Raw genomic sequence first — 13,499 nt, forward strand, 5'->3', positions numbered from 1 at the left:
AGGTGGTCTGCAGGTGGTCGCCTCGGATGTCCGGCCCCGGGGTCCGGCAGAAGGCTGTACGTCGTACGGCAACCACGATGACGAGGAGTAACGACATGCTGCTGCAGAACAAGAACGCGATCGTGTACGGCGCCGGCGGCTCGATCGGCCGCGGGGTCGCGCTGGAGTTCGCCCGGGAAGGAGCCCGGGTCTTCCTGGCCGGGCGGACACTGAACACCCTGGAGAAGGTGGCGGCGGAGATCGCTGCGGCCGGGGGTAGCGCCGACGTGGCCGTACTCGACGCCTATGACGAGCAGGCGGTCGACCGTCACGTCCAGGTCGTTGCCGAGCAGGGCGGCAGTCTCGACGTGTCGCTGAACCTGGCCACGCGCGGCGATGCCCAGGGCACGCCGTTGCTCGACATGACCGCCGAGGACTTCGTCAGGCCTGTCACCAATGGACTCACCACCAACTTCATCACCGCCCGGGCCGCCGCGCGGGTGATGGTCAAGCAGGGCTCCGGTGTGGTGCTCGCGCTGAACAGCGGGTCGGCCGTCGGCAGCCCGCTGATGGGCGGCACCGGTCCGGCCGACGCCGCGACCGACACCTTGATCCGCAACCTCGCCGCCGAGGTCGGTCCGCACGGCGTCCGCGTGCTGGGGATCTGGACGTCGGGGGTCGAGGACGCACTGACCCCGGCGAAACTCGCCGCCGTCAACCCGAACCTGCAACTCGACGAGGTCGGACTCCGCGGCCTTCAGGAGGCCCTCGCCGGAATGCGGACGTTGCGTCGGTCGCCCCGAGTGGCGCAGGTCGCCGCCACGGCCGCCTTCCTCGCCTCGGATCGCGCCGCAGCCATCACCGCCAGCTTCGTCGACGTCTCCAGCGGCACCAACTGACCACGCACCTTCAATCCACCACTCCGGTCTATCCGGCCGGAAACAACACCCTTCGGAGGTTCACCATGACCAAGATCATCGCCCAGGCCTCGGTATCCCTGGACGGCTACATCGCCGGCCCCGCCAACTCCGGCTTCGACCGCCTCTTCGCCTGGTGCACCGCCGGCGACGTCGAAACACCATCAGCCCAACCAGAACGCCTCACCTACCGCACCGCGGCCGCAACCGCCACCTACCTACAAGACCTCGTCGACCGCACCGGCGCCTTCATCGTCGGCCGCCGCCAATTCGACGACACCAACGGCTGGGGCGGTTCACACCCAGCCGGCCAACTACCCGTCTTCGTCCTCACCCACCAACCACCCACCGACTGGGTCAACACCGACACCCCGTTCACCTTCGTCACCGACGGCCTCGAGGAGGCCATCCGACAGGCCAGCGCCGCCGCCGACGGCAAGGACATCGGCATCGGCCCCGGCAGCCTCGTCGGCCAAGCCCTCGACCTCGACCTCCTCGACGAACTCCGCCTCGACCTCGTCCCACACATCCTCGGCGGCGGCACCCCCATGCTCACCGGCATCAACCACGCCCCCGTCGGCTTCACCGATCCCGAGATCATCGCCGGCACCGGCGTCACCCATCTGATCTACCGCCGCTCCGCAACGAGCTAGACAACTCGGGTGCCCCAAGGGGTCCTGGCGCGGCCGCCCGGCTGGTGGCCTCGGCCGACCTGATCCGCGGGTTGATTCTCTGCACCCTGTGCGGGTCGCCACGAGTTCCGATCCGGGAAGGATCGTGGGCAGGACCAGGCCCCCAAAGCCTTGTTCTGATCCTCCGCGCAGTGCCCACGAACCGAGGCGCAGACCGTAGAGACGGTGCTGGTCTGGTCCTCCCCCCAACGTGGTCAGTTTCCATGACCGAGCTGTGATGTCGATAGATTCAAAGGGTTCTAGCGCTTGTTGACTCGGAGGTGTACAAGGGACCCGATGGCTGTGGAGGCCTGCTGACCTGATCATGATCATGCATCGATCGGCGAGCAGATTTGCCGGAACCGATCGGTCCTTGCGTACCGCTCATGACCGCTGGGTACGTGGCCCGAGGTGACGGTCATCGGCATCCACGCCTCCCACGAGCAGATCCATCCCACTGCGCTGCTGGACGCGGTCCGGCAGGCGGAGCAGGTCGGGTTCGACGCGGCGATGAGTTCGGACCACTTCTCGCCGTGGAGCCATCGGCAGGGACACAGCGCGTTTGCGTGGTCGTGGCTGGGCGCCGCGCTGCAGGCGACGACGCTGCCGTTCGGAGTGGTCAATGCGCCCGGCCAGCGCTACCACCCGGCGATCATCGCCCAGGCCATCGGCACGTTGGGTGCGATGTTCCCGGGTCGGTTCTGGGTGGCCCTCGGCACCGGCGAGGCCAGCAACGAGCACATCACCGGCGAGGCCTGGCTGGACAAGGCGACCCGGACCGCACGGCTGCGCGAGTGCGTGGAAGTGATCCGCGCGTTGCTGCGCGGCGAGGAGGTCACCCACCGGGGCTTGGTGGTGGTGGACCGAGCCCGGGTGTGGACCCGGCCCGAGAAGTCGCCGTTGCTGTTGGGAGCAGCGGTCAGTCCCGAGACGGCGGCGTGGTGCGCGGAATGGGCGGACGGCTTGATCACCGTGAACGCACCGGCCGAGAAGTTGATCAAGGTCCGCGATGCGTACCGGGACGCCGGCGGCCGAGGCAAGCTCCACCTGCAGGTGCACCTGAGTTGGGCACCCGACGAGGCTGCGGCGCGAACGGCGGCGTACGAGCAATGGCGGAGCAACGTGTTCCCGCCACCGGCCTGCTGGGACCTGGACCTGGCGGAGACCTTCGATGCCGTGTCGGAGCACGTCTCGGCGGCACAGGTGGCGCAGGTGGTGAACATCTCGGCCGACCTCGGCTGGCATTCCAAGATCATCCGCGACTACGTCGAGCTCGGGTTCGACGAGGTCTATCTGCACCACGTCGGTCAGGAACAGCGGGCGTTCCTCGACGCGTTCGGTGAACACGTTCTTCCGGAGGTGCGGTGATGAGACTGACCCGGACCGCAGACCTGTGGTGGAAGAACGCGGTCATCTACTGCCTGGACGTGGAGACGTTCCATGACTCCGACGGTGACGGCGTCGGCGACTTCCGCGGCCTGAGCCAGCAGATCGACCACCTGCAGCGGTTGGGGGTGACCTGCCTCTGGCTGATGCCGTTCTTCCCGACCCAGGATCGCGACGACGGCTACGACATCACCGACTTCTACGGCGTGGACCCGCGGCTGGGCACGCTGGGCGACTTCGCCGAGTTCGTCCGTACCGCCCGGGACCGCGGGATGCGGGTCATCGTGGACCTGGTGGTCAATCACACCTCGGCGCAGCACCCCTGGTTCCAGGAGGCCCGCGACCCGTCCAGCCCGCGGCACGACTGGTACGTCTGGGCCGACGAGAAGCCCGCCGGCGCCGACCAGGGCGTGATCTTCCCGGATCAGGAGACCTCGCTGTGGACGTACGACCGCAAGGCCAAGCAGTACTACCTGCACAAGTTCTACAAGCATCAGCCCGACCTCAACGTGGCCAACCCGGCGGTGCGGGACGAGATCGCACGGGTGATGGGGTTCTGGATGGCGCTGGGCCTGTCCGGGTTCCGCGTCGACGCGGTGCCGTTCCTGCTGGAAGCCCCGATCGAGGCGCTACCCGACCCGCACGACTACCTCGGTGACCTACGGGCCTTCCTGTCCCGGCGCAACGGCGAGGCGGTGCTGCTGGGCGAGGTGAATCTCCCGTACGCCGACACCATGACGTTCTTCGGCGGCGCCGACGGCGTGGGCGACGAACTGCACCTCTGCTTCGACTTCATCGGCATGCAGCAGCTGTACCTGTCGCTGGCTCGCGAGGAGGCCAGTCCGCTGGCGCATGCGCTCAAGGAGCGGCCGCAGCCGCCGCGCGACTGCCATTGGGCGACCTTCGTCCGCAACCACGACGAGCTGACCCTGGACAAACTGACGGTGCCCGAGCGGCAGGAGGTGTTCTCCGCCTTCGGGCCCGAGGAGCACATGCAGCTGTACGGTCGCGGTCTGCGGCGGCGGCTGCCCTCGATGCTGGGCGGTGACCTCAAGCGGATCAAGTTGGTCTACAGCCTGCTGTTCTCGCTGCCCGGCACGCCGGTGCTGTTCTACGGCGAGGAGGTCGGCATGATCGAGGATCTGTCGGTGCCCGGCCGCGAGGCCGTACGGACTCCGATGTGGTGGGACGCCGCGGCCGAGCAACGCCGCGACCCCGCTTCCCTGCTGGAGTGGATCAAGCTGCTGATCGAGCGCTACCGCGAGTGCCCGGAGTTGGCGTGGGGCACCTGCCAGATCCTCGACACCGCCGACCCCGCCGTGCTGGCGCACCGCTGTGACAGCGACGGCGGCACCGTGGTCGCCGTCCACAACCTCGCCGACCGCGCCGTCACCGTCGACCTGGACCGGCTCGACGGAGACCTGACCGACGTGCTGGTCGACGGAACGGTGCCGATCACCGGCGGCACGGCGAGCATCGACCTCGGCCCGTACGACTGCCGCTGGTTTCGGATGGCTTGACCCCTCTGCCAGGATGTGGCCGATGGGATGGTCGGCGCTGAAGGAATGGGGTGACGACGCCCGTCGGATCGAACCGTTGACCGGCGGAGTCGGGGTCAACGAGGTGTGGCGCGTCCGGGTGAACGGACGCCTGGGGGTCGGCCGGCTGGGCCGGCGCAGCGACGCCGATCTGGCTTGGGAGACCGACCTGTTGCGCCACCTCGACCGGGCGGGGATGGCCGTACCGGTTCCGATCCCGACCACGGACGGCCGGAACTTCGCCGAGGGTCTGGTGGTGATGACGTACGTGGAGGGCGGGCCGCCGGAGACGGCGGCCGACTGGCAGCGGGTCGGCGAGACGCTGCGGCAGCTGCACCGGCTGACGCGGGACTGGCCGCAGCGCCCGGGCTGGCGATCATCGACCGACCTCCTGCACGCCGAGACCGGAACGAGGGTCGACCTCAGGGCGATGCCGCTCGAAGGCGTCGAGCGCTGCCGGGCGGCCTGGGCTCGCGTCGCCGGCGGTGCCCGGTGCGTCGTCCACGGCGATCCCAACCCACGCAACATCCGGATGACCGCGGATCGCGTCGCTCTGATCGACTGGGACGAGTCGCACGTCGATGTCGCTGATCTTGATCTGGCGTTGCCGTACAACGCGGTCGGTCTCGACGAGGAGGCGTACGACCTCGCCGCGCAGGCACGGGCGGCCTGGGAGGCTGCCGTGTGCTGGGATCCCAGCGGGGTCGACCCGTTCGGGGCCAGGCGGCTGGCCGAAGTCCGGGCTGTTTGAGCAACCGGTCATCACCCGTCAGGCAGCGGGCGTCCCAGATCGGCGAGAACGCCCTGCCGTTCGCGGGCTGCCCGATTAAGATTGCCAGTAAATCGCTATTACGGGGGTCCGGAATGCCGTTGCGGTTGTGTTCTCTGGTGTTGTTGGTCGGCTTGTTGATCATGGGTTCGGCCGGAGCGCCGACGCCCGCCTTGGCGGCCGAGCCGACCGAGCTCCATGTCAGTGCGGACGGTTCGGACACCAATCCGGGGAGCGCGGAGGCGCCGGTCGCGTCGCTGACCCGCGCGGCCCAGCTGCTCGCCGACGTGCCGGGTGACCAGGGCACCGCCACCGTCTGGATCGGACCCGGCACCTACTACGAGCCGGCGGTCGTGTCGTGGGGCAAGGTCGCGCTGGCGCGGGTGGTGCTCCGTCCGACCGACCCGGCCCACCCGCCGACCTTCGATGGCAGCCGAGCCACCGGGACGTCCCACTACTGGATGAACACCGGCGGCGGGCCCAGCCTCGACGTCAGCGGCATGGTGGTCACGCACTACCGCACCGGCGGCATCCGGCTCGACACCGACGGCAATGCGATCTACCGGATGGTGTTCAGCGAGCTCGGCAACGCCTTCGTGCCCGACGGGCCCGGCTACGCCGCCCTGCACTTCCTCAACTCGTCGGACAACACCGTGACCGACTCCGTGTTCAGCGACCTGGTGAACACGGACTGCCCGGGCTGCATCCACGCCGCCTACGTCGCGAACGGCAGCAGCGACAACCACTTCGCCCGCAACACGATGGCCCGGATCACGGGCGACCCGGTGCGGTTGCGTCACGACACGCACCGGAACCTGTTCCAGCAGATCGTCTTCGCACGGTCGGGCAGCGCGTTCCCGCACCGCGCGATGGCCTCGTTCTGGCGGTTCAAGGACACCGAGGTGTGCGGCGTCGACAACCGCGTCGAGCGAAGCGTCTCCGACGGCCGCTACTACGACGGTACGGCGGGGCAGCGGACGATCGGCAACGGCGCAGAGCCCGGCATCGAGGTGTGTGATCAAGCCCTGCGCGGGATCGGCAACGTGATCAATCCGTACCTGCGGCTGCCCTGAGCGGCCGCCGGCAACGATCGGCCCGGTGACTCAGGCATCGGCCGACGGGGCGGCCAGGAGCGGGGGCTTTGGTTCCGGTTCGGTCGCGGTCGTCGGGCCGGATTCGGCGCTGCGCAGGTTGCGGACGTGCCGGAAGGCGCGCACCGCGAGGACGGTGAGGCCGGCGTAGAGGACGGCGCTGGCGATCCCGACGACGTGGACGCCGGAGCTGAAGGCGTCGCGGGCGGCGACCAGCAGCTCGTCGGCCTGCCCGACGGGCAACTGACCTGCCGCGGCGATGGCTCGGTCGACACTCTCCCGGGCTGCGTCGGCGATCGAAGCCGGGACGGCACCGAGGGCGCCCTCCACGTTGTTCCGGTACACCACGGTTCCGAGGGTCGCGATGGTGGCGATGCCGAGACCGATGCCGAATTCGGTGGTCGTCTGCACGATGGCTGCGCCGGAGCCGGCCTTCTCCGCCGGCACCTCGCCCATGGCGAGGTGATTGCAGAGCGCGGCCAGGGGTGCGGTGCCGATCATGACGACACACATCGCGACGAAGATCGGTACTGGTCCCGAGGTTCTGCCGGCCAGCGTGAAGATCAGATAGCCGATGCCCGCGATGATCAAGCCTCCGGCGATCAGGTACGCGGGCCGGACCCGGTTCGCCAGCGTCGGCGTGGTCAGATTGCCGATGATCATCACCACATTGGGTACGAGGAGCAGCAGGCCGGCCGCCAACGGTGTCAGGGCGGCGACGTTCTGCAGGTAGAGCGTGACGATCAGCAGGGTCCCGGCCCCGACGGTGGCGCTGACGAAGAACAGGATCAATGCAGCGCGGAAGGTGCGATTGCCGAACAGGCGCAGGTCGAGCAGCGGCTGGTCGAGGCGTCGTTGCCGTTGAACGAACGCGATCCCGGCGGCGATCCCGATGATCAACATCAGGCCGGGCAGCCAGGCCCAGCCGTTCCGGGCGAGCTGTTTGAGGCCGTACACGAAGGGCAGGATCGTGGCGAGTGACAACACCACACTGATCGGGTCGAGCCGGCCGGGCTGGGGTGCCTTCTGGTCGGGCAGCAGAAATGGACCGCAGACCAGGAGCAGCACGATGCCCGGCACCGCGATCAGGAACACGGAGCCCCACCAGAAGTACTCGAGCAGGACCCCGCCGACGAGCGGGCCGAGGGTGCCGCCGGCCATGAAGCAGGTCAGATAGATCGCCAGCGCCCGGCTGCGTTGCGCCTCGTCCGTGAACATCCCGGTCACCAGCGCCAGCACCGAGGGTGCGACGGCGGCGCCGGCCACGCCGAGCAGGGCCCGGCTGGCGATGAGCATCTCAGGGCTGGTGGAGAAGGCCGCCGCGATCGAGGCAAGCCCGAACACCGCCGCGCCGATCAACAACAGTTTCTTCCGCCCGATCCGATCACCGATGGTGCCCATGGTGACCAGGAAGCCGGCGATCAAGAAGCCGTAGATGTCCACGATCCACAGCTGCTCCAGGCCGGTTGGGACGAGGTCGACGGTGAGGTGCGGTACGGCGAGGTAGAGCACCGAGAAGTCCATCGTCACCAGGAAGGTCGGCAGGCCCAGCACGGCCAGGCCCAACCACTGCCGCCAGCCGGCCCTGTTGTCGGTGATCACCATCAGGATCCTCCGTTCGAGGGCGACGGCCGCGTCGGTGATGGGCTCGGCTCGGCCGGCGGTTCGGTCAGTTCTTCGAACAGCGTGATCTGGAGATCTCCCGGGGCGGCCAGCCGGGAGTTGAGCGAGTTCCACGGGGTCGGCGTCGGCGGGGCGATCGGGTCCGCCCCGGCCGCGACGAGCCGATCGGTGACCTGCCGGACGTCGCTGACCTCGAACGCCACGCGCAGTTTCGGACTGACCGGGCGGCCGACCTCGACGTCGTCGATCATGGCGACCTGCTTGGGGTTGGACAGCTCGAGGGTCGCTCGGCCGAGGTCGAGAATCGTGACGTGCTCACCGTCGTCGCCGTGGACCTGCAGTTCCTCGTCGGCTCCGAGAACGTCGCGGTAGAAGCGGACCGCTTCCTCGTAGTCGTCGGCTCGTACGACCAGGCGCATCTGCAGCACCCGGCGGCCGGGTGCCGTGTCCGCCTCCGTCGGGTCCGGAGCGTCGTGATGGATCGTCATGATCTTCAGTGAGCCGTCGGCACGTAGATCAGCTCCTGGGTGCGGCCGTCGAAGGTACGGCTCTCGATCAGTTCAAGATCGAAATCTCCCGATCCCGCGAAGATCGGCTCCGTCCCGGTCCGGCCCGAGATGACCGGGAAGATCGACAGCTGGATCCGGTCGATCAGTCCAGCGGCCAGCAGAGCCCGGTTCATCGACAGGCTGCCGTGGGACCGCAACGGCACGTCGGATTCCGCCTTGAGTCGGGTGACCACGTCGACGGCGTCGCCCCGAGCGACGGTCGCGTTCGGCCAGTCGAGCGGATCCTCCAGGGCGTTCGACACCACGATGGTGGGCAGCTTGCGCAGCGCCTCGTTGACCGGATCATGCCCCTCCACCACGGCACCGGCAGCAGCCAACTCCACCGACTCCCGGTAGGTGTTGGCGCCGAAGATCATCCGCTGGTCCTCGTTGTACAAGGCGAGTCGGCGGGCCAGGAACTCCGGCCCTTGCTTGCCCCAATATCCGCCCCAGTCACCGCGTTCGTCGTACGAACCGAACCCGTCGATGGTGCAGTACACGTCGAAGGTGTAGACAGCGGCCACAATGCTCTCCTTTGAGTACGTCTGAACCAACAGTCTGGGGCTGACCTCGGCCATGACTCCAATGCATTGTGGTCATGTCATTGATCGTGCGGAACGATGGATGCGTGGAACTGCAGCAACTCAGGTACGTCGTCGCCGTCGCCGAGCTCGGCAACTTCACCCGCGCGGCCGAACGGTGCTTTGTCGTGCAGTCGGCGCTCAGCCATCAAGTGGCCAAGCTCGAGCAGGAGCTCGGGTCTCGGCTGTTCCACCGGACCAGCAGGTCGGTGGCCCTGACGTCGGCGGGCACCGCGTTCCTTCCGGCGGCCAGGGAATGCCTCGCGGCGGCGGAACGTGCCCAGGCCGAGGTCTTCGCCGCCGCCGGCGAGATCCGCGGCCAGCTCGTGGTCGGGATGATCCCCGGGGCGGCCGCCGTCGACGTACCGGCCGTGCTGCGCGCCTTCCACCAGGAGCATCCGCAGGTCCGGATCGGCTTGGTGAACGGTGGCAGCGACGGTCTGTCTGACCAGGTACGTGACGGCGCACTCGACGTGGCCTTCATCGGGCTGGCCGACGACGTCGAGGTCACGGGCCTGAACCACCGGCAACTGGCCCGCGATCCGCTGGCCGCGATGTTGGCACCCGACCACCGGCTGGCCCGCCGCAAGCGGATCCGCCTCGAGGACGTCGCCGACGAGGAGTTCGTCGACTTCCTCAGCGGCACGCCCGGTCGGGTCCAGGCCGACCTCGCCTTCGCGGCCGCGGGACTGACCCGTACCGTCGCCTTCGAGATCACCGACCCGCACGTCATGGCCCGCCTCGTCGCCGAAGGACTCTGCGTAGCCCTGCTCGCCTCGACCTATGCCGCCCGGCTCCCCGGCGTGGCGGTGGTACCGGTGATCAACACGTCGTACCGGCGCGAATACATGATCTGGAGCCGGCTGGGCCCGACCCCGGCGGCCAACGCGTTCATCGACCGGGTGGCCAAGATCACGTGAGGCCGTGCCGAGTTCGAGGATTCGCATCTCACCCAAGCCCGACGCTGCGGCGCGACCGGTCGGTCGCCGTTGGGGTGTTCACATCGTGCCCGGGCACTCGCGGCGAAGTTGATCATTCTGATCTACTGAGTGCATGGCTGATCAGGTTCGCATCGGAGTCGTCGGCGCCGGCAGCATCTCGGTTCGGGGGATCCTGCCGCACCTTGCCCAGGCCGACCTGGCCGATCGCGTCGCGTTGGCTGCGGTGTGCGATCCGGTGCCCGGCCGGGCCGCGGCGGCCGCGGAGAAGTTCGGGGTGGAGCAGGCGTTCACCTCGTACGAGGAGCTGCTGGCCGACGGCGACGTGGATGCCGTGACGATCGCCTCGCCGATCGGATTGCACTACGAGCAGGGGAAGCTGGCGCTCGAGGCGGGCAAGCATGTCCACTTCAACAAGACGATGACGATCACCGTGGCCGAGGCGACCGAGCTGATCGATCTTGCTGCCGCCCGGCAGTTGCGGATCGTCGCTTCGCCGGGCGAGATGCTCCGGCCGCATCACCAACGCACCCGCGAGCTGATCGCCGAGGGTGCGATCGGGACGCTGTCCTGGGTCAGCTGCGGCGCGGCCTTCGGGACGTACCACGAGAACGAGTCGGTCCGCGGCGGCAGCGATGTCCTGACCAACATCGATCCGTCCTGGTATTTCCGCAAGCCCGGCGGCGGCCCGATGTACGACATGACGGTCTACTCGCTGCACACCGTCACCGGGATCCTCGGCCCGGCCCGGCGGGTGACCGCGATGTCCGGCGTCCGGGTCCCGACGCGTTCGTTCGGCGATCGCACGGTGAAGACCGACGCCGACGACAACACGGCGCTCCTGATCGACTTCGGGGACAACCTGTTCTGCGTGGCGACCGGCACCGCGGCCGGCACGATGAACGGCGGCATGGGCGGCGCCTTCTACGGGACCAACGGCACGATCAACGGGCTGTTGTTGAACGGCGAACCGTTCGAGTTCCCCGGCCGCAATCCCGCCGAGGAGCACGCCCGCGGGCCGCTCAACCAGGCGCTGCTGCCGCACGTGACCGGGGTGCACCGGGAGATCGAGGAGCAGCACGTGTACGAGGACGTGATGCAGTTGGTGGACTGGGTCCGCGACGGTACGCCCTCGATCGTCACCGCCGAACACGCCCGGCACGTGATCGACATCATCGAATCCGGGTACCGCGCTGCCGAGACCGGGCAGACCCAGGACCTCACCACGACGTTCTGAGCGAGAAGTCGCCCTGCCCGGGCGATGAGTTGCCGGCCCGGTCCGAGTCTCAGTGTTCAGAGGGTGGCGGGTGCGCCCGCCACCGGACCAGCACGGACTTCGGAGGATCGCATGCGGAAGTTGATCTTGGGCTTCTACGTCTCGCTCGACGGCAAGAGCGCCGACGGGGACAACGGGATTCGGGACGTCATGATGGGGATCGACGATCCCGAGCAGGAGCAGTACTTCGTCGAGCGGCTGTGGGAGGCGGGCGCGTTCCTGATGGGCCGGAACACGTACGAGATCATGGCCGGTTACTGGCCGACCGCCGATCATCCGTCCGCCGAGGCGATGAACCGGATTCCCAAGATCGTCTTCTCCCGTACCCTCCAGGCCGCCGACGACTGGCCCGAGACCCGGATCGCGCGTGGCGACACGGCGGAGGAGATCGCCAAGCTGAAGGCCGAACCGGGCAAGGATCTCGTCGCAGCCGGCGGCACCGCGTTCCTGCAATCGTTGATCAAGCTCGGCGTGGTCGACGAGTATCGGCTGTGGGTGCTGCCGGCCGTCACCGGCAAGGGCGCCGCGCTCGTTCCCGAGTTGGACGAGGCCCGGAAGCTGCGGCTGGTGAACTGCAAGGTCTTCCCCGACAGCGGCATTCTGGAACTGAGCTACGTTCCCGCCGACCAGCCGTCGCCCTCACGGGAACCCGCTGCATGATCGAACCCGCGGACTGGCCAGCGAACGGCCGTACATCGCTAGGATGCTCCCCGGCCACGATTCCGTGGCGGGAGCCGAGGTAGGGGTGGACGTGAATGTCGGGCGGTGACGCGGACGCAGATCTGCCCGGCCTGTCGCTGAACGATCTCGAGGCCCGGCTCCGCCAGGTCGACGAGTCGATCCGTACCGTCAGCATGCTGGACGGGGTCGCGGGGAACCGGACCAAGAACATGGCGATCCGCGAGGTGGCGATCCTGTCGGTCCGCCGCCGGCGGATCCTGGCCGAGATCAGGCGCCGTCGCGAGGCGCTCGAGATCTGGCGGGCGAACCAGACCCTCGTCCACTCGCCGGCCACGCCCGATCCCTAGCCGCGGCGGGCGCTCAACCGACCGATCGGTCGGATCCCGCCGGCCCGAGCCGTGGGCCGGCATGGCCGGCCAGCAGTCGCCACCGGCCGACATCACGGACCCAGGTCATCGTGATCAACAACCGGAACTCCTCCGGTTCGCCGTCCTCGCCGGCGACGACGTCGATCACGGTCCCGGTCAGCACCGCACAGTCGCCGACCACTCGGACCACCGGCTGTTCGAGCTCCTGCGCCGCCCAGCCGACCGTCGTCGTGTTGCGCCGGACATAGTCGTCCCGATCCAGGACGAGCCCGGCGTACGAGGTCCAGCGGCACTCCTCGTGCATCAGCGCGCGCAGCCCGTCGGCGTCGCCGGCAGCCAGCGCCGCGGCCCGGAGCCGGGCCGCGGCCAGCACCTCAGCGGAGTCGCTCATGGCCCAAGACTGGTGGGTCGGCCGGGCGTTGATCAAGCTCCCCGGCCGACCCGGCCGGCAGCTCAGCGTTGCCGGTCGTAGGTGAGGATGACGGCGCCGCTGTCGGTGCTGGTGACGTCGGTCAGGCTCCAGGAGGTGGACGGGAAGCCGTCCTCGAACAGCCGGACCCCGCCGCCGGACAGTTCCGGGCAGAGGGTCACGATCAGCCGGTCCAGTTCGTCGGCGGCCAGCAGGGCCCGGATCAGGCTGAGGCTGTTGTTGATCACGATGTCGCCGCCCGGCTGGTCCCGCAGCTCCCGGATGAGCGTGGCCGGGTCACCGGCGACCAGCCGGGCGTTGTGCCAGTCGGTGGCGGTCTGGGTGGTGGAGAAGATCACCTTCTCCACCTGTTCCAGCCACTGGCCGTAGGCACGGTCACGGGGGTCGGCGTTCTCGTCCTGGCCGACCGGGACCCAGTAGCCGCGGAAGCCCTCGGCGTTGACCCGGCCCAGCACGGCGGTGGTGCCGTTGACCAGTCGGGTCAAGATGTCGCGGGCCTGCTCGCTCACGGCGTGCTTGACCACCCAGCTCATGTCGGCCGGGCCGCCCGGGCCGGTGACGTAGCCGTCCAGCGACATGGTGAAGTTCGCCAGGACGGTCCGGGTGGTGGTCTGCTGCTCGCTCATTTCGGTGATCCTTCTCTTCGTTGTGGCTGCGATCCTTCGCAGTGGTTCGTGGTGCTGTGATGTGATCTTGTCCGGTG

15 protein-coding genes are annotated in these 13,499 nt (G+C 68.6%); 10 read left to right on the plus strand and 5 right to left on the minus strand.

Annotation, left to right across the window (positions count from 1 at the left end):
• The first annotated feature begins 77 nt into the window (after positions 1–77).
• From AC6CCG_RS11130 to AC6CCG_RS11155, 6 genes are all read left to right on the plus strand, one after another.
• Entirely contained in the window at positions 78–878 is an 801-nt protein-coding gene (locus tag AC6CCG_RS11130) for an SDR family NAD(P)-dependent oxidoreductase (RefSeq protein ID WP_496654604.1), read from the plus strand.
• A gap of 65 nt (positions 879–943) precedes the next feature.
• On the plus strand, positions 944–1,549 hold the full coding sequence (locus AC6CCG_RS11135) for a dihydrofolate reductase family protein (RefSeq protein WP_496654605.1): 606 nt from the start codon (positions 944–946) through the stop codon (positions 1,547–1,549).
• Positions 1,550–1,978: 429 nt separating this feature from the next.
• Positions 1,979–2,935: a TIGR03885 family FMN-dependent LLM class oxidoreductase gene (locus AC6CCG_RS11140; RefSeq protein ID WP_496654606.1), complete on the plus strand. Its 957-nt coding sequence runs from the start codon at positions 1,979–1,981 to the stop codon at positions 2,933–2,935.
• Complete coding sequence (locus AC6CCG_RS11145; RefSeq protein WP_496654607.1) at positions 2,935–4,473, plus strand: alpha-amylase family protein; 1,539 nt, start codon at positions 2,935–2,937, stop codon at positions 4,471–4,473. The genes AC6CCG_RS11140 and AC6CCG_RS11145 overlap by 1 nt, the downstream gene beginning before the upstream one ends.
• A 22-nt stretch (positions 4,474–4,495) precedes the next feature.
• Positions 4,496–5,242, plus strand: coding sequence for a phosphotransferase enzyme family protein (locus AC6CCG_RS11150; RefSeq protein ID WP_496654608.1), 747 nt, complete (start codon positions 4,496–4,498; stop codon positions 5,240–5,242).
• A gap of 137 nt (positions 5,243–5,379) precedes the next feature.
• A complete protein-coding gene (locus AC6CCG_RS11155; RefSeq protein WP_496654609.1) occupies positions 5,380–6,333 on the plus strand; it encodes a hypothetical protein in 954 nt (317 codons plus the stop codon).
• Positions 6,334–6,363: 30 nt separating this feature from the next.
• Here the strand turns inward: AC6CCG_RS11155 and AC6CCG_RS11160 are convergent, their stop codons facing one another.
• From AC6CCG_RS11160 to AC6CCG_RS11170, 3 genes are read right to left on the minus strand one after another with little or no spacing between them, the layout of a single operon-like run.
• Positions 6,364–7,956 carry an MFS transporter gene (locus AC6CCG_RS11160; protein ID WP_496654610.1) on the minus strand — a complete coding sequence of 531 codons (1,593 nt, stop codon included), beginning with the start codon at positions 7,954–7,956 and terminating at the stop codon, positions 6,364–6,366.
• On the minus strand, positions 7,956–8,462 hold the full coding sequence (locus tag AC6CCG_RS11165) for a VOC family protein (protein WP_496654611.1): 507 nt from the start codon (positions 8,460–8,462) through the stop codon (positions 7,956–7,958). Before AC6CCG_RS11165 ends, AC6CCG_RS11160 begins: the two co-directional genes overlap by 1 nt.
• Before the next feature lie 5 nt (positions 8,463–8,467).
• Positions 8,468–9,046 carry a dihydrofolate reductase family protein gene (locus AC6CCG_RS11170; RefSeq protein ID WP_496654612.1) on the minus strand — a complete coding sequence of 193 codons (579 nt, stop codon included), beginning with the start codon at positions 9,044–9,046 and terminating at the stop codon, positions 8,468–8,470.
• Between the two features lie 104 nt (positions 9,047–9,150).
• Here AC6CCG_RS11170 and AC6CCG_RS11175 point away from each other — a divergent pair, with 104 nt between their 5' ends.
• From AC6CCG_RS11175 to AC6CCG_RS11190, 4 genes are all read left to right on the plus strand, one after another.
• Positions 9,151–10,023, plus strand: a complete 873-nt coding sequence (locus AC6CCG_RS11175; RefSeq protein WP_496654613.1) for a LysR family transcriptional regulator — start codon at positions 9,151–9,153, stop codon at positions 10,021–10,023.
• Between the two features lie 133 nt (positions 10,024–10,156).
• Positions 10,157–11,278 (plus strand): Gfo/Idh/MocA family protein, encoded by a 1,122-nt coding sequence (locus AC6CCG_RS11180; protein WP_496654614.1) that lies wholly within the window; start codon positions 10,157–10,159, stop codon positions 11,276–11,278.
• A 111-nt stretch (positions 11,279–11,389) separates the two neighbouring features.
• Positions 11,390–11,977: a dihydrofolate reductase family protein gene (locus AC6CCG_RS11185; RefSeq protein WP_496654615.1), complete on the plus strand. Its 588-nt coding sequence runs from the start codon at positions 11,390–11,392 to the stop codon at positions 11,975–11,977.
• Between the two features lie 95 nt (positions 11,978–12,072).
• Positions 12,073–12,345, plus strand: coding sequence for a hypothetical protein (locus AC6CCG_RS11190; RefSeq protein ID WP_496654616.1), 273 nt, complete (start codon positions 12,073–12,075; stop codon positions 12,343–12,345).
• A 13-nt stretch (positions 12,346–12,358) separates the two neighbouring features.
• Here AC6CCG_RS11190 and AC6CCG_RS11195 read toward each other — a convergent pair whose 3' ends face one another.
• Positions 12,359–12,757 carry a nuclear transport factor 2 family protein gene (locus AC6CCG_RS11195; protein ID WP_496654617.1) on the minus strand — a complete coding sequence of 133 codons (399 nt, stop codon included), beginning with the start codon at positions 12,755–12,757 and terminating at the stop codon, positions 12,359–12,361.
• A gap of 62 nt (positions 12,758–12,819) precedes the next feature.
• Entirely contained in the window at positions 12,820–13,422 is a 603-nt protein-coding gene (locus AC6CCG_RS11200; RefSeq protein WP_496654618.1) for a dihydrofolate reductase family protein, read from the minus strand.
• Between the last annotated feature and the right edge of the window lie 77 nt (positions 13,423–13,499).

The sequence above is a fragment of the Microlunatus sp. YIM B11417 genome, assembly GCF_059617205.1.